Below are 24,783 nucleotides of genomic sequence, written 5' to 3' on the forward strand. Positions count from 1 at the left end.
ACTCTTCGGTCTTATCGCATAGTAATAGATTCCATTAGGGATATACTGCTATTTCTTTTTACATATTCTTATTGCATAAAGAAAACCACCGGGCATTATACCGGTGGTTTTGACTTAGAAAGCAAAGCAAGTACAACCAATACCCCATTTAGTTCCATCTTTTCCTATTATGGTATGAGTGTGTTGATGGAGAGGGTTACTGCAACTATGTAACTTGTGATCATGGGCATCGTGAGAAAGTATAGTGTGGGCTAGGTTAGCACCACCATAACCATAAACTCCCGTCGGTGACCAATTAGGTGATGCTGGCGGCAATTCAGGTGATAGCCTTTTAAATTCATCATTTCCATAAACAACCTGCCCACCCATAATAGTGAGTAATGATTCAAGGTTCTTGATTTCTTCTTCTGGCACAGTAAAGTAGTCAGCAGACAATACAGCAATATCAGCAAACTGACCTACTGCAAGGGTTCCCTTTTTACCTTCATCACCAGAGAACCACGCACTTCCTTTTGAATATAATTCCAGGGCTACTTTTCTATCAAGTTTATTTTTTTCGTCGTATATCGAAAGACCACCAATGGTTTTTCCGGCAACCATCCAGTAAAGAGCGACCCAAGGGTTATAGCTGGAAACCCTAGTTGCATCACTACCTGCGCCAACAGGTATACCTAGGTCTAACATACGATAAATCGGAGGAGTACGCTTTGCAGCTTCCTTTCCGTATAAATCAATAAAGTATTCACCTTGAAAAGCCATGCGGTCTTGGATAGCAATACCGCCATTTAAAGCCTTAACACGTTCCATACTACGATCTGAGATTGTTTCTGCATGGTCAAACCACCATCGTAGACCATTAAAAGGAATTTCTTTGTTGACTTCCTCAAATACATTTAAGAATCGTGTGATTGACTCGTCATAAGTTGCATGTAAACGGAATGGCCAACGGTTTTCTACCAATAGAGAAATTACTTTCTTTAAGTCAGCTTCCATCATCGTAGCTAGTTCGGGCTGTGGCATTTGAAATTTTTCAAAATCGGCTGCCGAGAATACTAACATTTCTCCGGCACCATTCATTTTATACTTATCATTTCCTTGACCTGGAGAAACAATTTTTGCCCATGAAGCAAAGTCTTCATATTCATGATTTGGATTTTGTGTAAATAGATTATAAGCAATACGCAAAGTTAATTGTTCCTTCTCAGCTAAATGTTCAACAACTTTGTAGTCATCAGGATAATTTTGGAAGCCGCCACCTGCGTCAATGGCACTTGTAATACCTAATCTATTTAATTCGCGCATAAAATGGCGAGTTGAATTAATCTGGTCGTCAAAATTAAGTATTGGAGCTTTACCCAAACTTGAATAAAGAATAGAAGCGTTAGGATTTGCAATTAAAAGGCCCGTTGGATTACCTCGTTTATCCCGTTCAATTAAACAACCTGGAGGGTCTGGGGTATCTTTTGTGTATCCCAGTGCACGCAGCCCTGCACGATTTACAAGTGCTCTATCGTAAAGATGTAGCACAAAGACAGGTGTGTCTTCAGAAACAGCATTAATCTCTTCCAAAGTTGGCATCCGTCTCTCTTTAAATTGAAATTCCGACCAACCTCCAACTACTCTTACCCACTGAGGAGCAGGTGTACGCCTTGCCTGTTCTTTGAGCATTTCGAGAGCAATGGCAATTGAAGGCACACCTTCCCATCGTAATTCCATATTATAATGAAGACCGCCACGAATAACGTGTATATGAGAGTCATTCAGACCTGGAATAGCTCTTTTTCTTTTAAGGTCTATTTTTTTTGTTTTTTCTGTGGCGCTATCAAGAAGCTCATCTCCACCTATTGCAGTTATTAAACCATCAGTTATGGCGATAGCAGATACCTCAGGTTGAGAGGGATCAAGGGTAGTAATTTTTCCGTTATATAAGATCATATCCGGTAAATTCATATTCACACCTCGTCTACTTCCTATTATTTTGTAACCATGGATGAAATAATTTACCGAAAATCGGCATAACTACCCATGATAGCAAGGACACTATACATACAGAAACAAAAAAAGCGGACATAATAGGATTCATATGTTTTATGATAGGTCCTATCAATTTAGGAACTAACATGCTAAGAGGCCATACACCCAGAAGGGTAACGATAGACATTTTCCATTTTTGCGGTGGGACTGGCGTTTTCGGAGTAACAAACCAATAAGCCAAACTGCTTTCAGTTTTATAACTTGGATTAGTAACTTGAAATTGTTCTGCCGTTTTTAACAAATCTCGGCGAATATCTGATTCTTGCCAAGCACGTAGATGCTCATACGTATCAAAGCGAAAAATAACAGTATACTCTCTGAATTCGTTATTTGGGACTATTAGATTTACACCTAAATGCCCTGGGAATTTAGTAGCGGCAGCTTCGATTTCATGTCTCCATGTTTCAAACTGTTTTTCTTTACCCTGTTGAATTTCCCATGTAACAATCGTTGTTACTGGATCGGCAGCATCCATCGCGTTCCCTGTATAAGTCTCTTCGACAGCTACTCCTTCTTGTTTCATATTTTCCTGCTTGGAAGCGCACCATGCACCATAGTATATGCGTATTCTACACCTTGACCATAAGCACCAGTGTGTTCCTTTACAATCTCCATTACAGCATCATAAGTATCTTTGTGTGCCCAGTCACGTTGGTATTCAAGTAAAACTTGAATTGCTGTCACTGGAATTGCACCAGCTTGTTCCACACGACGCATAGCAGCGTTATGTGCTGTCAAACTAGTACCACCTGAAGCATCATCAACTGCATACACCTCATAGCCAGCTTTCATTGCTTCAAGCACAGGGAATGCAAGGCAAACTTCAGTCCAAAGTGCTGCAAATATTAATTTCTTTCTACCTGTTGCTTTAACTGCCTCAACAAATTTTGGATCTTCCCAAGAGTTCATTGAACTGCGTTCTATAATTTCATGGCTTGGGAATATGTCAAGAATTTGTGGCCAAAAATAACCAGAAAAGCTACGTGTCTCAACTGTAGTAAGAATAGTAGGTACGTTAAAAGTTTTTGCTGATTTAGCAAGCAACATAACGTTATTAATCAATGTTTGTCTATCAATACTTGCAACTCCAAAAGTCATTTGAGGCTGAAAATCAATTAAAATTAAGGTACTGTTCTCTGGATTTAACAATTCTAAATTACTCATAATAAAACGCTCCTTTTTCAAATTGTTGAAAATAATGTATTTTCTGTTAATTAAAACTGTAATCGTAAAAAAAAATTTGCTATACCTTTTAATTAAAAAGAGAGTGCTGATTTAATCAGCACTAAATGTATACTATCTATTTTTTTGAAAGTGATTTAAAGTCATTTCTTTGAAATACATTTATGCATTTTGTTTACTAAGATCTCGCTGCGCGCCCATATAGCTTCCAATTATATTTTGATAGCCTGGAAGATTACTAGCAAGCAAATTGCCAAAACCTTCGACATCGTTGCGCCAATCGCGTTGTAATTCGCAAGCTACGCTAAACCAGTTCATAAGTTGCACGCCACTATGTGCCATGCGAGTATTTGCAGCATCTGCAACTTGTTTACTGAAAGTTCCCGAAGCATCAGTAACAGCAAATACTTCATATCCAGCTTTTATAGCGGAAAGTGCCGGGAAAGTAACACAAACGTCCGTAACTACGCCCGCGATGATAAGTTGCTTTTTTCCAGTTTCTTCGATTGCTTTTACAAAATCATCATTATCCCATGCGTTAATTTGTCCAGGTCGAGCTATTTTTTGTGCGTGAGGAAAGAGATCAACCAATTCTTGCATTAAAGGTCCGTTAGGTCCGTTTTCAAAGCTTGTTGTTAAAATAACTGGTAAATCAAAAAATTTAGCAGTGTGAGCAAGAGCTAAAACATTGTTCTTAAATTCATCAACACCATAGTCACGTACTAGTCCGGACATAAGACCAGTTTGATGATCTACTAAAAGCACGACAGCATCATCTTTGTTAATACGAGAATAGAGATCAGTCATTATGTATTCCTCCTAAAAATTAAGTAATCGAAGAAAAGTTAAATAGTCGAATACTATCATAAGTTTCTTCGTTTGTTACGATTCGTTTATAACTAAGCTGACCAATAATATTAGTTATAGCAGCATTCACAGAACATGAAGTGCTATACAAATTTATAGTATTTGAAAACTGATTCGTTAATCAATTCTAAATTATCTATAATTGGTATAGGTCGTAACTATAGTTGTTTTCACTATAAAATAGATTGATTTTACCTATACATTCTATAGATAGAACGATATTGATAGTCATCTATTTTTGTTATTAGAATTGAATAGGAGGAATGTTCAGCAAATACTTCGTGATGAAAAAGGTAGGAGATGGAGAATTGTCCATAAACAGAAAATGAATTCATCGGAACAGTAGAGTTTCATGCATAGAGTTCACAACATAAACATGCATAAATAGGCTATGAGATTCATCCGGATTATTGAAGAAAAGAATATATTAGAATATTTTTGGAGGTAGAAGAATGGCAAAAATTACTGTAGGAACCGAAAATCAAGCACCAATTGAGATATATTATGAGGATCATGGCACAGGAAAACCAGTTGTACTCATTCATGGTTGGCCGTTAAGCGGTCGATCTTGGGAATACCAAGTTCCCGCTCTTGTTGAGGCTGGATACAGAGTTATAACATATGATCGTCGAGGTTTTGGACAATCATCTCAGCCGTGGGAAGGGTATGAATATGATACCTTTACTTCTGATTTACATCAACTATTAGAACAGTTAGAGCTTCAAAATGTCACACTTGTTGGTTTTTCTATGGGTGGAGGCGAGGTAGCCCGGTATATTGGAAAATATGGAACTAATAGAGTAGAGAAGGCTGTATTTGCAGGAGCTGTACCACCATTCCTTTACAAGTCAGCAGATCATCCTGAGGGTGTATTAGATGATGTAGCAATTCAAGAATTTGAAAATGGAGTAAAAAGTGATCGCCTAGCATTCCTTGATGAGTTTACGAAAGGATTTTTTGCTGCTGGAGATCGAACTGACTTAGTTAGTGAACCATTTCGACTTTACAATAGGGATATCGCTGCGGGTGCATCGCCTAAAGGAACACTAGATTGTATCGCTGCTTTCAGCAAAACAGACTTCAGAGGCGATTTAGCTAAGGTTAATATACCTACCCTTATTATTCATGGTGATTCAGATGCAACTGTACCATTTGAATATAGTGGGAAATTAACACATGAAGCAATTCCTAATTCTAAAGTAACGTTAATAAAGGGTGGTCCACATGGGCTAAATGCAACGCATGCCAAAGAATTTAATGAAGCACTCCTGTTATTTTTAAAGGACTGATTACAACTATATAATTGTTAATTGATAAATTATAAACAAGTAAAAATAAAGTTTTATAAAAGATGCTCTTGGATAAATCCAGGAGCATCTTTTTAAATGCGGGAGTAGTGCACCACTGTAATCATCCATTACGAAATTTCTACTTATTTTTAAATTTTGATATTGAGACGTTAGCATGAAAAATACTCATTAATTTCGAATTGAATAATCTTCTTAACAGCTAAAATTTATTGATTAGAGTTTTTTTTTAGGTCTCTTAGATGTATTGATATATTACTATCAAGATAATATTTTGAATAATCCTCAAAACAAAGAAACGTTTTGTCAGAAAACAATAAAATCTTATTAATTTTTATAATTAGTAGAATTTTTGTAGAAATAATTCTCTTAATATATTAAAATAACATCGTATTATGTCAGATTTTAATTAGGGGAGAGAAATTTTATGTTGAAAAAAATCATTCCAGTTGCTTTAGCATTAAGTACAGTTACTTTTACTAGTGTATTTGCTGCGCCTTCAATCCAAGCAAGTACAGAACAAAACCGCTACATAGATGTACAAATGCTCGGTATTAACGATTTTCATGGGCAACTAGACACTGTAAAAAAAATTAACAATAAAGATGCAGGGGGAATTGAGTACTTAGGGGCTTATTTACGTGATCGTGAAAAACAAAATCCAAATACATTAAAGGTACATGCTGGAGATGTTGTTGGAGCAAGTACTCCTGTTTCAGCATTATTACAAGACGAACCTACAATTGAATTTCTAAATGATTTGAAATTCGATGTTGGAACGATAGGAAATCATGAATTTGATGAAGGTGTTGAGGAAATGCATCGCCTTATTTATGGTGGATACCATGAGAAAACAGGGGATTTTAAAGGAGCAAAATTCCCATATGTTGCTGCGAATTTCTATAATAAATCCACCGGTCGTTTATTTTTACCACCATTCACTATAAAAAAGGTACAAGGAGTTCCTGTTGGCTTTATCGGAGTCGTAACAACGGATGTTCCTAACCTTGTTATGCCTACTATGCTAAAGAATGTAGAAATTACAGATGAAGTTGAAGCTATTAACAAATCCGTAAAGCAATTAAAAAAACTAGGCGTTAAATCTATCGTTGTTCTTGCACATAACGGAGGTACAACAGATGGGAACGGCGTAACAAATGGTGATATCGTCCGATTAGCAAATGAGACTGATCCGGAAGTCGATGTTATTTTTGGTGGGCATAGCCACACTTATGTAAATGGAACTGTTAATAATAAACTTGTCGTACAAGCAAATTCTTATGGTATGGCTTTTGCTGATGTTGATGTAAAGATTGATCGTAAGACACAAGATATTGTTGAGAAAAAAGCGGAAATTGTTACAACTTACCATGAAGGCATGGAGCCTGATAAAAAAATAAAGAAGAAGATGGAGAAATATCAAGCAAAAATCGCACCTCTTGTTAATGAAGTTGTAGGTAAGTCTATTGCTCCACTAGATCGCAAACTCAATACGGCTGGTGAATCTACTCTTGGAAATTTGGTTGCTGATGCCCAGCGTGCAACAATGCAATCCCAAATTGCACTTATGAATCCTGGTGGTATTCGTAATGACTTAGATGCTGGTGATATTACATGGGGAGAGATATATGGTATTCAACCATTCGGAAATCAATTAATAAAAGTAAATTTAACAGGTCAAGACATTCGTGATATTTTAAATCAACAATGGCAAAAAGATATAACAAGAATGCTTCAAATTTCAGGGATCCAATACACTTGGGATGCGAATAAGCCTAATGGAGAAAAAGTAAAAAGTATTCGCTTAACAAATGGAGAAGAAATCATTCCTTCTAAAACTTACAGCGTCGTTGCGAACGCATTTCTAGCTTCAGGTGGAGATGGATTTGTATCCTTTAAAAACGGTAAAGATGCTGAAACAGGACCAACCGATTTTGAAGCACTAGTAGATTATATAAAAAAATCAAAAGAACCAATTCAGTCTATTATTGATGGAAGAATTCAAAAAATAAATTAGTTTTTTATTAATCTCAAAAACAACTAGATTACCTGTGCGCTATACTTTTTAGTGTACAGGTAATCTATTTTTTTGATTTGAAATAGTCTAACTGTGGCCAATGGGTATACCGTCTAGATGCAGAGTGCCGAAAAAAATTGAAATAAACAAAAGTCGATATCCTGGACGTACAGGGAGTCTTTTTTGAAAAAACGGGACATAGCGAACATCAAACAGGCTTAACGATGGATGTTAAAAGTATAAATAATGAACTAGAGTTATCATTTGCTAAGACGAAGGAAGGGAAATGGCTGAAAGAAAATGTGCATCGTGCAGGATTTATTATTCGCTATCCAAAGGAAAAAGAGAATGTAATTGGTTATGCGTATGAACCTTGGCACATTCGCTATGTAGGGGATGATGCTGAAAAAATATACAAGGAAAAACTAACTTTAGGGGAATATATGAGATAAGAAGGCTAAAGTGAATTGGAAATCTGTATTTTTTGTTTGGAGAATAGTATTTTATAAAATAGTAGGGTACTTTATTTTAATAGATTGAAAAACTGCCTATCTAAAAATTTGATAGGCAGTTTTTTCTTTTGAGCACTAAGTGAAATGAGTTTATTATGTTCGTACATATGAAAAGTGTAATGTACAAATATATCCCAAACACAAATTATTGCCCCTCATTATTAGTGATAGGATAACTACTTAAGGACAAAAAAGAATTGGCTAACTTTTGTGCAAAATGTAATGGAGGCTCTACAGATTGGATATGAATATACATAATTAAGGGATTCATGTACAGCCAGTGATTATGTAAAGCACTTACAATAATTCCTTGTTGTACAATTGATTTCATAAATGCAGGAGTCTCTTCTTGTAGAATAGCGATTTCGCCTAAATTTAATGCATTACCATTTTGATCCAACGATTCAAAACTTACTCCGACGGGTACTACATAGGTACTCGGTTTTCCTTGAACAAGTACCCTAAAATCGCGGTGAAAAGACACCGAACAACCACCTTGACTTATTTTACTTTTCCCTTTAAGTATTGTAGCAAATTGTTCACAAATGAAATTAAAATTTTGCATAAATTCAATCCCTTTCTCGTACAAAATTATGTAATTAGAGATTTGATTGATGAAATACAGATAAACAATCTTTCTTCAACATTCAAAAAACAGGCTATAATTTTAATTTATTCAATGATTATTTTAAAAGAAATGCACGTTATATTATTTAAATATTTAGAATTTAATCGAAAATGATTAGTATATTCGAGTTATTAAATTTATGATTCATGATAGTCCGTTCGAGATATTGTTATAAAAAATCTATAAAGTATGCAATTATACGCTTTTAGTCTATGTAGGTTAGATAAATATGTGTCTAAATTTGAATGATAAAACTAGAAAAACAACGGTGAGAAAATAACCAATAATATTTTATTTTCTATAAAAAAGTACTGCTAAATAGTATTTTTTTCGAAATAAGTCTTTCTTATATAAGTATATTGCTACTATGAACATATCTATTTAAAAACAAGACTTTTTTGAATACAAAAGAATGGGTTCTAAAATACCTTGCTTATTCACGAAGAATTCAGTTGTTTCTCCTTGTATCTATTTATATTTTTAAGTATAGAAAAAACCTCTTATGAATATAGAAGGGAATTCCTTATGTTTTTCTTAAACAAATTATTAAATTACGGTTATTTTAACCAAAATTTTCATAGAAATACCTTTTAAAAGAACATTAGTTCGTATGTAATAAGAACAAATGTTCTTTATTAGGGGTGATAATCTTGTATGATTATTCTCTTTTACCGAATCGTATTATTCTTTGTGTAGACCTTCGTAGCTTCTATGCAAGTGTGTCATGTATTAAAAAAGGACTGGATCCACGTTATACAAAATTGGCTGTCGTAGGAGATGTAAATCGGAGTGGATCAATCGTATTAGCAGTAACACCGCCATTAAAAGCGTTAGGGATTAAGAAAATGGCAAGGTTGTACGAAATACCGAAGCGGCCAGATATTATTATTGTAAATCCGATTATGCATACGTATATGAAATGTTCAACTTTCATAACTAGTTTAGCTTTGCAATATGTTGCGCCGGAAGATTTTCATCAATATAGTATCGATGAGTTTTTCATGGATATGACTGCAAGTATTCATTTGTTTGCGAGTAATCCGCTCGAATTCGCATTAAAGCTCAAGCGAGAAATATATGAACGTACACGGATTGAAAGTACGATTGGTATAGGGCCTAATTTATTATTGAGTAAAGTAGCGATGGATATTGAAGCGAAAAAGAGTAAAGATGGAATAGCACACTGGACGTATGACGATATACCCGAGAAGTTATGGAGTATTAGACCACTCAGTAAATTTTGGGGTATATCGTACAAAACTGAAATGAAATTGAATCGAAAAGGTATACATACAATTGGAGAATTAGCTCAGTATCCTTTGAAATATTTAAAGCAATCTTTCGGTGTAATAGGGGAAGAATTACATTTACATAGTAACGGGATTGATTTTAGCAGAATAGCAGAGAAATACGTTCCAGCGACAACATCTATAGCGAAAAGCCAAATATTATTACGGGATTATTCGATAGGAGAGTTCGTAGTTATTTTATTAGAGCATATAGAAGAAGTTTGTTATAGGTTGAGAAGAGAAAAGAAATATGCACAAACAATTCATTTTTCAATTGGGTATAGCAAGGAATACGGTGGGGGAATAAAAAAGGCGCATACGTTAAATCGGGCAACAAATGTAACGATGGATATTTACAATGTTTGTACATATTTTTTATATGAGCGCTATACAGGAGAACCGATTAGATCGTTAAGTGTCTCATTAACAAATCTTATTAATGAAGGTGAAGAGCAAATTTCGCTTTTCGATAACATTGTACAAAGGGAAAAAGAAATCCGATTAACGAAAGTTATGGATGAAATTCGAACACGGTTTGGTAAGAACAGTATTTTACGTGGGATTTCCTACACAAGCGTCGCAACAGCAAGATATAGAAACACATTATTAGGAGGACATAAATCGTGAAGAATGCTAATATGCCAAAAGGAAGAGGGATGGTAAAGTGGCAACCGTTCGCTAGTATGCCAGAGCAATTCGCAGTTATTAAAGAAATGATACATGCGAAAACGAAAGTCACGCGTCCGATCTTAACAGAGGATGCAAAAGAAGTGCTTGAAAATAAGTTGTTATGTTCCTATTTAGGTGAGGAAGAGATTTTACTTACATATTATAAAGGTGGCTACTTATATAAAAATTACATAACAGTAGTTGATATTAATCCATTAAGAGAGGTGATTGTGTGTACTGATGCTTTTAGTACTAAGCGTACTTTTAAGTTTGTTGATGTAATTGAGATTAATTAAAGTATGTTTCTATGCAGTAGGATTATTTTTTAGCCTACTGCATAGAAAGGTCAGTTACAGTACTACACTTATACTAAAATATCTTATCCTTAACGTCCTACTGCTTTTATCCCGTAAACGCCCGATTGGTGAAGGCTAATAATCAGTGGGGTATGAACAAAACCCCCACTGATTAAAGTTTCACTTTATTACCGTTAAGGATGATACGATAATGTGGAAAAATGATGAACTCTCTAAACGATAGAATTAGTACTACCAGAAGTTAAAGGGTTTCTTGAAATTACGAATACGAGCTGTTAGGTAGTACTATATTCATTTAGAAAAGGCCGTTTTAAATAATAGTAGACATAATCAAGGCAATACTTAATAACTAAAGAAAATAAGTAATTTAAACTTCAATTATGATAGGAAGGATCATTGGCTTTCTTTTTGTATGTGAGTATATAAAATGGCCAAGTGTTTCTCTTATTTCTCTTTTTAGAACATTCCATTGGTAAATATGTGCTTTTTGTAATTTGTTGATAGTTTCCACAACTAATTGATTAATTTTCTTTAAGAAATCTTCTGAATCGCGAACATATACAAACCCACGAGAAATTGTGTCTGGGCCAGAAATTATTTTTTCTTCCGTTTTACTTAAGGTGATAACTATTACAAGCATGCCATCTTCAGAAAGTTGTTTACGATCGCGCAATAAGGCGTTCCCAACATCTCCAATACCTAATCCATCTACATATATATTACCGGCAGGTATACGCCTAGTTTGCATGGCGGTTTGATTTTTAATATCAACAACATCTCCATTGCCGATAACATAAATATTATCTTTCTTGACACCAACGGATTCGGCCAATTGACGGTGATGATGTAGCATTCTAAATTCACCGTGTATTGGAATGAAATATTTAGGTTTCATTAAAGTAAGCATCAATTTTAATTCCTCTTGATATGCATGTCCAGAAACATGCATTCCCGTTGAACTTCCAGATCCATAAATAACATTTGCTCCTAATAGGAATAGGTTATCTATAATACGTGAAACATTACGTTCATTTCCTGGTATAGGGGATGCAGACAAAATGACTGTGTCACCCGGTAAAATATCAACTTGTCGATAATTTCCACTAGCCAACCGGGCCAGAGCGGCCATAGGTTCACCTTGACTACCAGTGCAAAGTATAGCGACTTTCTCGGGCTCTAACTGGTTAATTTCATTTGCTTCGATTAACATTCCTTCAGGGATATTCAAATAGCCTTGTTCTAAGGCAACAGAAACTACATTTACCATGCTTCTTCCAAGGAGGGCAAGCTTTCTATTTGTTTTCAAAGCGGCATCTACTATTTGCTGTACACGATTCACATTAGACGCAAAGGTAGATATAATAACTTTTCTATGAGCCTTGATAAATGCTTCTTCAATTTTTTCACCTACTAATCGCTCTGATGGAGTAAATCCAGAACGTTCGGCATTTGTACTTTCTGAGAGGAGAGCTAAAACACCGTTACTTCCGATATTAGCCATTTTGTGGATGTCTGGATATTGATTGTTTACAGGAGTTAAATCAAATTTAAAATCACCTGTATGGACTACTGTACCCTCTGGTGTATGAAAAGCAATCCCAAGACAATCGGGAATACTATGATTTGTTTTGAAAAAGGATAAATTTATTTGTCCAAACTCAATTAAAGACTCAGAGTCAATAATAGTTAATTGTGTCGAATCTTGAAGTTTATGTTCTTTTAATTTAATACCGATTAAGCCTAAAGTTAATTTTGTTGCGTAAATTGGCACATTCAATTGCTTTAAAAAATACGGAATACCTCCAATGTGATCTTCGTGTCCGTGTGTAACAATTAAGCCTCGAATTTTATCTTTATTTTCTTGCAAATATGTAATGTCAGGAATTATTAAATCTATTCCTAATAAACTCTCATCAGGAAATTTAGAACCACAATCAATGATTACAATGTCATTTGAATATTGTATGACATACATATTCTTACCAATTTCATTAACACCACCTAAAGCAAAAATAGATAGTTTTTCATTTATTGTACTCAAATGAATATCCTCCTTTTTAAAACAAGTTTACTTGAAGCTATGTAAAGGGTTATGACCAACCATTGATAAATAATTGGTCATAATTATCTTAAAGATCCATATCTTTTAATCCGGGACTATGCTCATTTGGCATTTCAGGAAGTTCTGGTACAGGAAAACCTTTTGGTGGGTCAGTTACTGTTAATGTTCCTTTGTTTCTACTTGGTGATTCACCTTGGAAAATTTCTCCCATTCTTGTTGGATCTAATCTAAAATTAAATTGTGCATTATGAAATCCCATATCTACATACTTTCTGCACTCTGGGTACTTATTAATATCATAGTTCGGCACAGGGAAAAGTTTCCCCCACTCAACACCCAATGTCTCTAATGCTTTTGCAAAGGCGTTTTGATGTGCATTATCACGTACAATTAAAAATGCAAGTGTCTCTCTAAAAGTTTGATTTGAACTCATTTCATAAATTCTAGTCTTTTGAAGTACACCTGTTGATTCAAGTACTACATTATCTAGTAAATCACTAATTAAATTTCCATGACTGTATACCCAAGATCCATTCCATGGGTTTCCAGCCGCATCCACTGGCAATTAACTTTGAGCACCTACAATAAAGTGATGTGGGTTTGCGTGCTTAACTGCCTCATCAAGAGGTGCTTTGTCAATACCAGCATTCCCTGGTGTAGGTTCACCAGCTCCATTTAATAGTTGATTAATTGTATTTTGTACAAGTTCTACATGGCTTATTTCTTCTAAAAAAACACCTCGAAGTAAATCACGATATTGCTTCTCTTTACCTCTGAAATTTGAGCTTTGGAAGAAATATTGCATCATTGTACGCATTTCACCATAATGCCCACCTAATATTTCTTGTAGAACTTTTGCAGCAGCTGGATCTGGTTTATCTGGCTTAATAATATTAATAAGTTCTTCTTTATAATAAAACATGAAGTACACCTCTTTTTATGATAGTCAACATTGTTATGATGTCCGCGATGTGGTTATTAAATACTGTAATTCATTTTTTTTCCATATGAGGGCTATCTCAAAATGCGTAGATTTAAAATAATCATTTTAGGTGTGAGAGGAAGGGGGAAGTTATAAAGGAAAGTATGTTGTAATCAAAGTTAACTACTAGAATTTAATAAAAGAGAAGATAATTATTAGGCTAGCCCTGAGAACGTGGATTTGTTAAGTCAAACTGAAATGTATATTTGAAAAATTAAAAAAGATAAGACATGGAATCTTATCTTTATCATTAATAATAATGAATTAAAAAGGATATAGCCTCAAGGCTTCAGAATGACTTTTATACAATCATCTTCACGATTATTAAAAATTTGATAACCGTAGCTCGCTTCTTCAAGGGGAATTTTGTGTGTAATAATCTCTTTTGGATCAAATTCTTTATTTGTTATTTTTTCAAATAGTTCTGGCATAAAATGAATGACAGGTGCTTGTCCCATTTTAAGATTAATATTTCTAACCCAAAATGCACCGAGTGGAAATGCATTATAGTTGCCACCATAAACGCCTGTCATTTGAACCGTTCCATATTTTTTTACTGCTTTCGTAGCGATTTGAATAGGGCCGAGGGTTCCACCTTGTAATTTTAATTTTTGTTCCAAAAACTCTAAAGGTGATTTTTTTCCATCCATTCCTACGCAATCAATGACTACATCGGCACCACCATGTGTAATTTCCTTTAAATGTTCTCCCATATCAGGAAATTTTGTAAACTCAAACACCTCAACATTGTTAATCTTTTTTGCATAATTTATTCGGTAATCTAAGTAATCGACTGCGATTACGCGCTTAGCGCCTTGCATCCAAGCAAATTTTTGTGTCATTAATCCAACAGGTCCACAACCGAGGACGATAACAGTATCACCTCGCTTGACACCTGCATTTATTACACTCCAATAGGCTGTTGGTAAAACATCTGATAAAAACAGTAGGGATTCATCTTCAAGTTCGCAGGATTCTGGTATAACAAATGGAGTGAAATTTCCAAAAGGAACTTTTAAATATTCAGCTTGTCCACCAGGATGGTTACCAAATTTTTCTGTATAACCAAAGTATCCACCAGAATCATAATGAGGATTGGAGTTGTCACATTGGCTTTCCATTTCATGTTGGCAATAGAAACAATGTCCACAAGCAACGTTAAAGGGAATCACAACACGATCGCCTTTTTTCACTTTAGTGACATCTGGCCCGACCTCTTCAACGATTCCCATTGGTTCATGGCCGATAATGTATCCTGGAGGTAAAGGCATGTTACCTTGATATAAATGTAAATCAGAACCACAAATAGCGGTTGAAGTAATTTTTACAATAATATCATCTTTTTTTTCTAATTTTGCATCATCAACTTGTTTAACCTGTACTTGGTTTGGTCCTTGATAGGTCACAGCTTTCATAATTTCATATCTCATTTTGAATCATTTCTCAAAACATACTGTATATGTATCCTTTGGCAAAGCAGAAATCTTTATTAAACGGAGGTCTATACCTAGTGTTGTTATGAAAGTACGTTATAGCAGCTTTTCTTTCTTAAGTCTTTTGTCCTATTTTAAGAAGAAAATCAACATTTATACATAATCTACTTTCCATAAAAAGGATAACTATTATTTCATAGTTCGTAGCATATTAAAAACATCGGAGGTGAAACAATATGGCAAACAATAATAGTGGAAGTCGTAATGAATTATTAGTTCGAGGAGCTGAACAAGCTCTTGATCAAATGAAATATGAAATTGCACAAGAGTTTGGTGTACAACTTGGTGCAGATGCAACAGCTCGTTCAAATGGATCTGTTGGTGGTGAAATTACAAAACGTTTAGTAGCAATGGCTGAACAACAACTTGGTGGTAGAGCTAACCGCTAAGTGAATTAGTGAAAAATATAGCAAATCTTTAAATCAATTTCTTTTGTATATTTATAAAAAATAAACCCATATAGTAAGTGGATTCTCACTCAAAGATTATCGATAATTTTCTTTCATAATCTTTGGGTATTTTATTTGTAAACTACTTTCCTAAACAATAAACACGCAGTGTTGGAAAGGTGTTTTCCATGCATAGTAGAAAATCTTTTGCAGGAAAAAGCATACTTAAAAATTTGATTTCAATATTGAAATCAATATTCATTATGATATTTTCGAAAGGGAGGAATTTAAAAATGGGTATATTAAGTGGAAATCCTCAAAATGAGCCTTTACATTACGGAGAGGTATTTGACATTTGGAGCTATCTTCTTGCTGCACAAGGTGCCATTGCAAGTCATCAAGTATTTATGAATCATACAGGTGATGAAGACTTGAAGAAGTTTTTAGAAAGCCTAATTGAAAATGATATGAATTCGGAAATAGAAGAATTAAAGGCGCTTTTAAAAGTTAATGGGGTCGCTTTACCGCCTGCTCCTCCAGAACGACCAGTTGCATCTATTGAAGACATTCCTCCGGGAGCACGTATTAATGATGTTGAAATTGCAGCTGCTGTTTCTACAGGGTTAGCAGCTGGCCTTGTGACATGTAGTCAAGTAATGGGAAAATGTCTTCGAGAAGATGTAGGCATGCTATTCGGACAATTCCATATGAAAAAAACGCAGGCAGGTGTAACGTTGCTACGTTTAAGTAAGAAAAAAGGCTGGGTAGTTCCACCGCCATTACATGTAAGAAATTCTGATCAAGCTTAATAAACAAAAATAAAAAGTGGCCAACGCCACTTTTTATTTTTGTTTATCAGATTTATCCTCAAGTTTGGATTTATTTATTGTGGAAGAATTTATATATTCATCTGACATCTCCATAGCATATTTATCATGGTGAATAGGATTATGTTCTCTTAATTCATTGTCTTTATGCAGTACTAACTTCTGCATATAAATGTGGAAAAAAACTTCTATTCCGCCAATAATTAAAGCGGCTATAAATGAAGAAAATCCAATGTTACGAGTGGAATCTAAATCAGTAAACAACGATGTTAGCAACCAAATTCCAAAGAAGGTTAAGCCAAAATCTGCAATGGTGGCAATCATATTTCCGTATTTAGGTAAAATAAAGAGATCTCCGATTAAATAGGCAGCTCCTGTAAGAAGAAGAGAAATCAGTAATATTCTAGGAATTGAAATATCTTGAAAAATACCGAGTATGATTAATAATACTGCAGTTATAGCTGTATATTTAATTAATAAAGCAACAATATGTTTCATCATTTTCCTCCATTGTTTAAAGGTATATAGAATAAAATATTTCATTGAAAACGGGTTATGCTTTTATATAGCGTAACCCGTTTCATTTTGTGATGGAGGCATATTTATGATATCCCATGGCACGTATGTTGCATTTCGGTCTCCTACACACTACTATTTTTGGATAAAAGTGCATGAATTATACCTTCGAATGCGTGGTCATAATTACCAGTTAATTAGATATATATTTTGGCATGCAATTTAACATATTAAAGAAAGAAGGGGGTGAAATAACATGTCAAACAATAATAGTGGAAGCAACAATCAATTATTAGTACGTGGCGCTGAGCAAGCTCTTGATCAAATGAAATATGAAATTGCTCAAGAATTTGGTGTACAACTTGGTGCAGATGCAACAGCTCGTGCAAACGGATCTGTCGGTGGTGAAATTACAAAACGCCTAGTATCATTAGCTGAGCAACAACTTGGCGGTGGGGTTACTCGTTAATTTTATATGTTGAATGGATATAGAGGAGAGGCATATGGCCTCTCCTTTTTCATACATTTCTTTTTCAATTTATATTTAATATTTACAACTATAAAATATTAGAATTTGAAAATCTGAAATCTTATTTATATAGGTACTACTTTTAGCTATTGATGCCTTAAATATTTAACTGAAGAGGATTAAATCTTTTATGAAACTAGAAGCTCATTTAAAAAAATGAATTTTTAGTACATGGTTAAAGATATATAGTGTTGTATAAGTTTTAAGAATTATAAATAAAAAGCAGTTAGCAAAAGCTAACTGCAATGAGAAAGTTACATCCATGAATTTAAGGAGTATAACCATTTTATGGGTTAAATATAGTATGAATAAAGAAACTAATTTTATGTAAAAAATTAAAAAAGAGCAGTTATTTATAATGACCGCTCTTTACTGGTAAGAAGTACAACCTGGGTAAGAAGCAGATTATACTCCAGATATTATTTGTAGAGTATCGAGTTTTATTCACAAAGGTAGGATGAGTCAACATCTAAAAATAGGTTGCAATTTTTCAAAGAACAAGATTTTGATTTTTTATTACATTTTAGTTCTTGAATGTGAAAAGTATACAAAATATTTCTTTGTTTAATACATCTTTCGGTCCACATATTTTCCGTAATCAGGTACAGCAATTTTATCAAATTCTTGAACGAGTGTTTTGAGGTTTGTTGATAGCACTTCACCTGACATCGGTAGCCCATGTCCAGTAACAGCGACCAGAGGCTTTAATTCTTCTAATTTAATGACGGATTCTTTAGCAGCTTTCCAGTCTGTTGTTAAATAACGAGGCGGACCGCTTATTTCCTGTTCCTGAGTAATTACCTTATATAGATATTCCTGTTTCACTGTAACAAAAGCATCGCCAGCAATTAAAATTCGGTCTTTTTCGCGGAATAACGAAATATGCCCAGGGGTATGACCTGGTGTATGAATCCATTTAAACCCTGGCATATGTGGAACAGTTCCATCAGCAGGTAGCGTTTTTACGTTATTCCCTAAATCGATTGGTTCGTTAGGGAACAGAGGGGATATTTTCGCTATCATACCACCTTCAACTGTAGGATCTGGTTCAGGGTAGCTTTGTTGTCCAGTCAGGAACGGTATCTCCATTTGATGAGCATAGACTGGAACATCCCAATGTTTGACGAGTTCAATTATTCCTCCAACATGATCAAAATGTCCATGAGTTAAAATAATTACTTTTGGGCGGCTATTTGCACCAAAGCGATCTTCAGCGACAGAGATAATTTCATCTGCAGATTTAGGCATTCCAGCATCTACTAAAACAAAATCATTTGCTTGCGGACTTCCGAATAAGCAGATGTTGACGATTTGAGTAGTGTAACAAAATAAATCAGGTAATACCTCGATGCCATGACCACTTCCAATTGAAGTTGCCGGAATAAACTTGTAATCACTTCCATAATTCATTTCATTATCCAATTGTTATCCCCCTAAAGTTATTTTAATACCACATTATAGTTCCCTAATTTTGAAAATCCATTTGTGGGGATTTGGTAAAAGGGATTTAGTGTTACAAAAGTCAATTATTTTAGTTTTAGAATAAGAGGAGAGACTTTAACAAATATATATCACCTTATATAAAGTAAAAATAAAAGTTTATTGATTTTAAAGTCGCAGTTGCTACTATTTTTTGAGGAAAGCCATAATCAATTCCACTAAAATAAAAGATAACGGCATTTTTATAACGGAAGGAAAAATTTTGGCATGCGCCGAGGCTAATTATGAAAAAATTAAGGCTGGAATGAAATAACTCATCGGATGCTTTAGAACAAAGTAATGTATGTTATACGATTAAGAGTGTGGACTTCAAGAAATAAAAAGAAAAGATCTCATTGACAATGATAATGAAAATCATTATCATTTATTTGAGAGATAATTTATTTGTATAAAGGGAGATATTGCTTTGAAAAAACATAATATGAGAGCGTTAGTAGTAGCTACAACATTAGCTATTCCTTTTGCTGTTTATTCTAGCCCAGTGCAAGCAACGGAAAAAATAGCAGAAAATAAAGCAGGAGTTATGGTAACAGATCGTGTATATAATGTTGAAATCAAAATATATAAAGATCAAAAAGATGAGCCATCCATGGTGTCTCAATACATAAAAGATCCCAAAGTTAAGATTGAAAATGGGAAAAAAGTTGTTACTGCAACAGTACAAGATAGCGATTATTTCCAATATCTTAGAATAGAAGATAGAAATCAACCAGGTGTATTTCACGATGTGAAAGTATTGTCAGAAGATAAGAGGAAAAATGGGACGAAAGTAGTTCAGTTTGAAATAGGAGAATTTTCGAAGAGATATAATATGCAAATGCAAATGCATATTCTCATTCCTGCTATTGGATATGATCATAAATATCAAGTTCAATTTGAAATTTCAGATTCGACAGTAAATAACAAAGAAACTGAGAAACCAGATGATAATTCTAATGCAGGTGATAAGGAAACGGATCATCAAATTGATAGTCAAAATATGATAACGGACAAAAAATTAAGGGAACTTGTTAATAAAAAAGTATTTAATAGAAAAGATTTAAATACACCAATTACGAAAGAAGAGTTATTACAAGTAAAAAACTTATTTTTAAATACGAATGAGATCCTCGACTATAGTGGATTGAAATATATGCCAAATTTAAAGTCTTTAACAGTTGCTAATGCAAAGATAACAGATCCGTCGTTCTTTGCGAACTTAAAACAATTGAACCATTTAGCTTTGCGCGGTAATGAAATTGTAGATGTAACACCGCTTATTAAAATGGATAATTTAGAATCTCTTGATTTAAGTAATAATAAAATTACGAACGTTGCACCACTAACTGAAATGAAGAATGTGAAAAGTTTATATGTAGCAGGCAATCAAATTGAAGATGTAACAGCATTAGCAAAAATGGGACAATTAGATTACTTGAATTTAGCAAATAATAAAATTACGAACGTTGCTCCATTAAGCTCGTTAAAAAATGTAACATACTTAACTTTAGCGGGTAATCAAGTTGAAGATATTACACCGTTATATGCATTACCTTTAAAAGATTTAGTATTAACGCGTAATAAGGTTAAAGATGTATCGGGCATTGACCAATTGAATCAATTAGATGAATTATGGATTGGGAAAAATCAAATTGAAGACGTGACACCACTTACTAAAATGACTCATCTTAAAGTATTAGATGTACCTAATAATGAGTTAAAGGATATTACTCCATTATCAAATTTAGTAAACTTGCAAAAACTTGATTTAGAGGCAAATTATATTTCTGATTTATCACCAATTAGTCAGTTGAAAAAACTAACGTTTTTAAGCCTTGTAGCGAATGAAATTCGTGACGTTAGACCTGTTATCGAATTAAGTAAGCAAGCATACATTAATATTCAAAATCAAAAAGTCTTTTTAGAGGACGTAGAAGTACATAAAGCAGTGAAAGTACCTATTTATGAAAAAGACGGTGAAATCTCTACAAAAATCCGTTTAAAAAGTGATGGCGGCACTTACAATAATGGTGTAATTACATGGAATACGTTAGGTGAGAAAGTATATGAGTTTGGAGTAAAAGATCCATTTGCTGATACAGGCATCTTTTACACTGGTACAGTAATACAAAATATTGTGGATAAAGTATCGGGAGAAGTGCCAGAACCAAAAGGAGAAGTGACAGAACTAAAAGGAGAAGTGACAGAACCAAAAGGAGAAGTGACAGAACCAAAAGGAGAAGTGACAGATCTAAAAGGTGAAGGAATAGATCGAGTGAATTCGCAAATTACTAAAAATAACGCATTGAATAAACAAATTGTTAAGAAGGAACAGATATTACCTGCTACAGGACATGATACGAATTGGTTATCCGTTTTTGGTGGGGGATTAATGTTGATAGGAGCTTATTTATATAGAAGGTTAAAGAGAGTTAACTAAAATAAAAACCTTTTTGCTAACTAATGAATTGAAAAATCGAAGTAATCTGTGCGACACAGTTATTTGAAGGGATTAGCCTAAATATAGGATTCTTTCTTTGAGCAAAATTAGATGTGTTATCCTGAATTTTTAATAATGGTAACAAAAATAAGAACAGCCATTCAACGAAGAAGGCTGTTCTTATTTTTATTTCAATAGATATTTTTACATTATCAATCTGTCTGGATTGTCTTTTTTCTTTTAGTAACTTTATATTTTAATAAGAAGCTTCTTAAATAAATAATAGTAAGTCAGCTTAGGTGAATCCATTTTTATTTTCTATATCTCTTCCTAACTTAATTATATCATGTAATTAACGTTCGAAATAGACTGTTTATTCTTATTGACTACTGCTACAATCAAGAACACATGACTAGTAAGGAGAGATGTTAAATGAGTTCTTTCGTTCTCGATTTTCAGGAAATAGAAAAAACACAGCTTTTTCTCGTTGGTGGAAAAGGATTGAATTTAGGGGAGTTATCAAACATTCAAGGTATACAAGTGCCAGAAGGATTTTGTGTTACAACAGTAGGGTATGAAAAAGCCATTGAACAAATTGAAGTGTTTCATACTTTGTTGAATCAACTAGCCATACTAAAAATTGAGGACCGAGATCAAATTAGTGAAATTAGTAAGAAAATTAGAGAAGCCATTATGACAGTGGAAATTCCAGTTGATGTAGTGGAATCAGTAGCTCATTATCTCTCGCGTTTTGGAAATGAACATGCATATGCAGTGCGTTCTAGTGCTACTGCTGAAGATTTACCGTATGCCTCGTTTGCTGGTCAGCAAGATACGTATTTAAATATCATCGGAAAAGAAGCGGTTTTGCAGCATGTAAGAAAGTGTTGGGCTTCTTTATTTACAGATCGAGCGGTTATATACCGAATGCAAAACGGCTTTGATCATAATCAAGTTTCTATATGTGTTGTCGTTCAAAAAATGGTTTTCCCTGTGGCTTCAGGGATTTTATTTACTGCGGATCCGATTACTTCTAATAGGAAGGTGTTATCAATCGATGCCAGCTTTGGACTTGGCGAGGCGCTAGTATCTGGATTGGTTTCTGCCGATAATTATAAGGTAAAAGAAGACGAAATCGTCGAAAAGGTCATCGCAACGAAAAAATTAGCCATCTATGGACGAAAAGAAGGCGGAACAGAGACAAAGAAAATTCCTCCTAATCAGCAAAAAGTTCAAACACTTATTGAACAACAAATTTTACAACTAGCACGCATCGGAAGACAGATTGAAGCTTATTTTGGTTGTCCGCAAGATATTGAATGGTGTTTAGTTGATGATACATTTTATATTGTTCAAAGTAGGCCGATAACGACTTTGTATCCAATTCCAGAAGCGAATGATCAGGAAAATCATGTGTATGTATCGGTCGGTCACCAGCAAATGATGACGGATCCTTTGAAGCCATTAGGAATGTCTTTATTCCAGTTAACATCCTTTGGACCGAGGTTTCAAGCTGGGGGAAGGCTGTTTGTTGATGTTGCACAAAGATTGGCCTCACCTGCTAGTAGAGAATTTTTATTAAATACAATAGGAGAATCAGAGCCGCTTATTAAAGATGCATTAATGACTGTAATAGAGCGAGATAATTTTATTAAATTGTTACCGGATGAAGAAGAAAAAAGTCTTGGTAAAAGTATGCCACCTGCAAGCTCGCAACCACAAATCGAAAACGACCCAGCAATCGTTACGGATTTAATCAAGAACAGTCAAGCATCGATAGAAGAGTTAAAACAAAGTATTCAAACGAAATCAGGATCAGATGTACTTGATTTTATTTTAGAAGATATTCAGCAATTAAAGAAAATATTATTTCACCCGCAAAGTATGGCTGTCATTATGGCAGGTATGAATGCTTTATCATGGATCAATGAAAAGATGGAGCAATGGCTAGGAGAAAAAAATGCAGCAGACACACTTTCTCAATCTGTACAAAATAATATTACTTCAGAAATGGGTTTAGCATTATTGGATGTCGCAGATGTGATTCGTCCGTATCCAGAAGTCATTGCGTATTTACAGCATATAGAAGATGACAGCTTTTTAGATGAACTAGTTCAGTTTAAAGACGGGGAAAAAGTTCGAGATGCAATCGGGGCGTTTCTAAATAAATACGGAATGAGATGCAGCGGCGAAATCGATATTACGAAAACGCGCTGGAGTGAAAAACCAACTACAATTATCCCGATGATTTTAAATAATATAAGAGATTTTGAAGCTGGTGCTAGTAAGCGGAAGTTTGAAGAAGGGCTGCAGGAGGCTTTAAAAAGAGAAGAAGAGTTATTAGACAAATTGCAGTATTTAGCAGATGGCAAACAAAAAGTAGAAGAGACGAAGCGAATGATCAGTATAATTCGGAATTTCGCTGGCTATCGTGAATACCCAAAATACGGAATGATTAATCGCTATTTCATATATAAGCAGGCATTACTAAAAGAAGCCGAGCAACTCGTGCGAAATAACGTTATTACTGAAATAGAAGATATATACTATCTTACTTTTGAAGAACTTCACGAAGTCGTCCGCACGAATAAACTGGATTATAAGGTTATTCATAAACGAAAAAATGAGTACAAATTATATGAAAAACTAACGCCTCCGCGTGTTATTACTTCTGATGGTGAAATTATTATAGGTAAATATAAACGAGAAAATCTCCCTATCGAAGCAATAGTAGGTTTGCCTGTTTCTTCTGGAGTGGTAGAAGGGAGAGCGCGTGTTATTTTAAACATGGAAGATGCAAGTTTAGAAGATGGAGATATATTAGTTACGGCATTTACTGATCCTGGCTGGACGCCATTGTTTGTGTCTATAAAAGGGTTAGTTACGGAAGTTGGCGGACTCATGACACACGGGGCAGTGATTGCGCGTGAATATGGATTACCAGCAGTCGTCGGGGTAGAGAATGCTACGAAACGAATAAAAGACGGGCAACGAATTCGGGTACATGGAACAGAAGGGTATATTGAGATAGTGTAGTTATATTTTAAATAAAAAAATCGTCCACTAAATATAGCGGACGATTTTTTTATGATTTTAAGCTTGCTGCTATCACCCACCTGAAACTGAAAATTAAAATAAAAATGAGCATATGAATTGGATTTCTTTGAATGCCCCTGTCGTAGAAGGAGACATACATGCTACGATACTCATTCACATGCAAGAAGCAACCATGAACATTGATGAA

17 protein-coding genes and 4 pseudogenes are annotated in these 24,783 nt (G+C 34.5%); 11 read left to right on the plus strand and 10 right to left on the minus strand.

From position 1 onward, the window contains the following. Positions 1 to 114: 114 nt before the first annotated feature. From JDS81_RS07015 to ycaC, 4 genes are all read right to left on the minus strand, one after another. Positions 115 to 1,950, minus strand: coding sequence for an amidohydrolase (locus tag JDS81_RS07015; protein WP_070173438.1), 1,836 nt, complete (start codon positions 1,948 to 1,950; stop codon positions 115 to 117). Positions 1,951 to 1,963: 13 nt separating this feature from the next. Then, complete coding sequence (locus JDS81_RS07020) at positions 1,964 to 2,557, minus strand: antibiotic biosynthesis monooxygenase (protein WP_097954360.1); 594 nt, start codon at positions 2,555 to 2,557, stop codon at positions 1,964 to 1,966. After that, complete coding sequence (locus JDS81_RS07025; protein ID WP_097954359.1) at positions 2,554 to 3,198, minus strand: hydrolase; 645 nt, start codon at positions 3,196 to 3,198, stop codon at positions 2,554 to 2,556. The genes JDS81_RS07020 and JDS81_RS07025 overlap by 4 nt, the downstream gene beginning before the upstream one ends. Before the next feature lie 180 nt (positions 3,199 to 3,378). Further along, positions 3,379 to 4,023: an isochorismate family cysteine hydrolase YcaC gene (gene ycaC / locus JDS81_RS07030; protein WP_000131223.1), complete on the minus strand. Its 645-nt coding sequence runs from the start codon at positions 4,021 to 4,023 to the stop codon at positions 3,379 to 3,381. A 512-nt stretch (positions 4,024 to 4,535) separates the two neighbouring features. Here ycaC and JDS81_RS07035 point away from each other — a divergent pair. The 3 genes and pseudogenes from JDS81_RS07035 to JDS81_RS07045 all read left to right on the plus strand — a co-directional run. Next, positions 4,536 to 5,372 (plus strand): alpha/beta fold hydrolase, encoded by an 837-nt coding sequence (locus tag JDS81_RS07035; RefSeq protein ID WP_070173435.1) that lies wholly within the window; start codon positions 4,536 to 4,538, stop codon positions 5,370 to 5,372. 445 nt (positions 5,373 to 5,817) lie between these two features. Continuing rightward, on the plus strand, positions 5,818 to 7,407 hold the full coding sequence (locus JDS81_RS07040) for a bifunctional metallophosphatase/5'-nucleotidase (RefSeq protein WP_097954358.1): 1,590 nt from the start codon (positions 5,818 to 5,820) through the stop codon (positions 7,405 to 7,407). 179 nt (positions 7,408 to 7,586) lie between these two features. Further along, positions 7,587 to 7,859 (plus strand): annotated as a pseudogene (locus tag JDS81_RS07045) (M15 family metallopeptidase); the annotation flags it as partial. A gap of 205 nt (positions 7,860 to 8,064) precedes the next feature. Here the strand turns inward: JDS81_RS07045 and JDS81_RS07050 are convergent. Then, complete coding sequence (locus tag JDS81_RS07050) at positions 8,065 to 8,484, minus strand: DUF1259 domain-containing protein (RefSeq protein WP_001178953.1); 420 nt, start codon at positions 8,482 to 8,484, stop codon at positions 8,065 to 8,067. 713 nt (positions 8,485 to 9,197) lie between these two features. Here JDS81_RS07050 and JDS81_RS07055 point away from each other — a divergent pair. Further along, positions 9,198 to 10,463, plus strand: coding sequence for a Y-family DNA polymerase (locus JDS81_RS07055; RefSeq protein WP_097954356.1), 1,266 nt, complete (start codon positions 9,198 to 9,200; stop codon positions 10,461 to 10,463). Then, positions 10,460 to 10,801, plus strand: coding sequence for a YolD-like family protein (locus JDS81_RS07060; RefSeq protein WP_000786245.1), 342 nt, complete (start codon positions 10,460 to 10,462; stop codon positions 10,799 to 10,801). Before JDS81_RS07055 ends, JDS81_RS07060 begins: the two co-directional genes overlap by 4 nt. Before the next feature lie 388 nt (positions 10,802 to 11,189). Here JDS81_RS07060 and JDS81_RS07065 read toward each other — a convergent pair whose 3' ends face one another. From JDS81_RS07065 to JDS81_RS07075, 3 genes and pseudogenes are all read right to left on the minus strand, one after another. Next, complete coding sequence (locus JDS81_RS07065; protein WP_097954355.1) at positions 11,190 to 12,863, minus strand: ribonuclease J; 1,674 nt, start codon at positions 12,861 to 12,863, stop codon at positions 11,190 to 11,192. Positions 12,864 to 12,951: 88 nt separating this feature from the next. Next, positions 12,952 to 13,806, minus strand: a pseudogene (locus tag JDS81_RS07070) (manganese catalase family protein). 341 nt (positions 13,807 to 14,147) lie between these two features. Next, positions 14,148 to 15,281 carry a zinc-dependent alcohol dehydrogenase gene (locus JDS81_RS07075; protein WP_097954354.1) on the minus strand — a complete coding sequence of 378 codons (1,134 nt, stop codon included), beginning with the start codon at positions 15,279 to 15,281 and terminating at the stop codon, positions 14,148 to 14,150. Positions 15,282 to 15,535: 254 nt separating this feature from the next. On the opposite strand from JDS81_RS07075, the gene sasP reads away from it, so the two are divergent. Both sasP and JDS81_RS07085 read left to right on the plus strand, forming a co-directional pair. Further along, a complete protein-coding gene (gene sasP / locus JDS81_RS07080) occupies positions 15,536 to 15,748 on the plus strand; it encodes a small acid-soluble spore protein, SasP family (protein ID WP_000002839.1) in 213 nt (70 codons plus the stop codon). Positions 15,749 to 16,041: 293 nt separating this feature from the next. Continuing rightward, on the plus strand, positions 16,042 to 16,557 hold the full coding sequence (locus JDS81_RS07085; RefSeq protein WP_097954353.1) for a DUF3231 family protein: 516 nt from the start codon (positions 16,042 to 16,044) through the stop codon (positions 16,555 to 16,557). Positions 16,558 to 16,590: 33 nt separating this feature from the next. Here the strand turns inward: JDS81_RS07085 and JDS81_RS07090 are convergent, their stop codons facing one another. Beyond that, positions 16,591 to 17,073: a YndM family protein gene (locus JDS81_RS07090; RefSeq protein WP_141499453.1), complete on the minus strand. Its 483-nt coding sequence runs from the start codon at positions 17,071 to 17,073 to the stop codon at positions 16,591 to 16,593. Positions 17,074 to 17,347: 274 nt separating this feature from the next. Here JDS81_RS07090 and JDS81_RS07095 point away from each other — a divergent pair, with 274 nt between their 5' ends. Continuing rightward, complete coding sequence (locus JDS81_RS07095) at positions 17,348 to 17,560, plus strand: alpha/beta-type small acid-soluble spore protein (RefSeq protein WP_000069658.1); 213 nt, start codon at positions 17,348 to 17,350, stop codon at positions 17,558 to 17,560. A gap of 624 nt (positions 17,561 to 18,184) precedes the next feature. On the opposite strand, the gene JDS81_RS07100 is transcribed toward JDS81_RS07095, so the two are convergent. Continuing rightward, positions 18,185 to 19,042, minus strand: coding sequence for an MBL fold metallo-hydrolase (locus tag JDS81_RS07100; protein WP_097954352.1), 858 nt, complete (start codon positions 19,040 to 19,042; stop codon positions 18,185 to 18,187). Between the two features lie 499 nt (positions 19,043 to 19,541). On the opposite strand from JDS81_RS07100, the pseudogene JDS81_RS07105 reads away from it, so the two are divergent. The 3 genes and pseudogenes from JDS81_RS07105 to ppsA all read left to right on the plus strand — a co-directional run. Beyond that, a pseudogene (locus JDS81_RS07105) lies at positions 19,542 to 21,329 on the plus strand (leucine-rich repeat domain-containing protein); the annotation flags it as partial. Positions 21,330 to 21,434: 105 nt separating this feature from the next. Continuing rightward, positions 21,435 to 21,539: pseudogene (locus JDS81_RS31040) on the plus strand (LPXTG cell wall anchor domain-containing protein); the annotation flags it as partial. A 432-nt stretch (positions 21,540 to 21,971) separates the two neighbouring features. After that, positions 21,972 to 24,575 carry a phosphoenolpyruvate synthase gene (ppsA, locus tag JDS81_RS07110; RefSeq protein ID WP_097954350.1) on the plus strand — a complete coding sequence of 868 codons (2,604 nt, stop codon included), beginning with the start codon at positions 21,972 to 21,974 and terminating at the stop codon, positions 24,573 to 24,575. The last annotated feature ends 208 nt before the right edge of the window (positions 24,576 to 24,783 follow it).

The organism is Bacillus cereus group sp. N31, assembly GCF_016483245.1.
GTDB classification, from domain to species: Bacteria; Bacillota; Bacilli; order Bacillales; family Bacillaceae_G; genus Bacillus_A; species Bacillus_A toyonensis.

Excerpts from the sequence above, each read along its gene's own strand:
- sasP (WP_000002839.1), top strand. The coding sequence starts at position 15,536 with ATGGCAAACAATAATAGTGGAAGTCGTAATGAATTATTAGTTCGAGGA.
- JDS81_RS07050 (WP_001178953.1), bottom strand. The coding sequence starts at position 8,484 with ATGCAAAATTTTAATTTCATTTGTGAACAATTTGCTACAATACTTAAA.
- JDS81_RS07025 (WP_097954359.1), bottom strand. The coding sequence starts at position 3,198 with ATGAGTAATTTAGAATTGTTAAATCCAGAGAACAGTACCTTAATTTTA.
- JDS81_RS07035 (WP_070173435.1), top strand. The coding sequence starts at position 4,536 with ATGGCAAAAATTACTGTAGGAACCGAAAATCAAGCACCAATTGAGATA.
- JDS81_RS07020 (WP_097954360.1), bottom strand. The coding sequence starts at position 2,557 with ATGAAACAAGAAGGAGTAGCTGTCGAAGAGACTTATACAGGGAACGCG.
- JDS81_RS07015 (WP_070173438.1), bottom strand. The coding sequence starts at position 1,950 with ATGAATTTACCGGATATGATCTTATATAACGGAAAAATTACTACCCTT.
- ppsA (WP_097954350.1), top strand. The coding sequence starts at position 21,972 with ATGAGTTCTTTCGTTCTCGATTTTCAGGAAATAGAAAAAACACAGCTT.
- ycaC (WP_000131223.1), bottom strand. The coding sequence starts at position 4,023 with ATGACTGATCTCTATTCTCGTATTAACAAAGATGATGCTGTCGTGCTT.
- JDS81_RS07085 (WP_097954353.1), top strand. The coding sequence starts at position 16,042 with ATGGGTATATTAAGTGGAAATCCTCAAAATGAGCCTTTACATTACGGA.
- JDS81_RS07040 (WP_097954358.1), top strand. The coding sequence starts at position 5,818 with ATGTTGAAAAAAATCATTCCAGTTGCTTTAGCATTAAGTACAGTTACT.
- JDS81_RS07090 (WP_141499453.1), bottom strand. The coding sequence starts at position 17,073 with ATGAAACATATTGTTGCTTTATTAATTAAATATACAGCTATAACTGCA.
- JDS81_RS07095 (WP_000069658.1), top strand. The coding sequence starts at position 17,348 with ATGTCAAACAATAATAGTGGAAGCAACAATCAATTATTAGTACGTGGC.
- JDS81_RS07075 (WP_097954354.1), bottom strand. The coding sequence starts at position 15,281 with ATGAAAGCTGTGACCTATCAAGGACCAAACCAAGTACAGGTTAAACAA.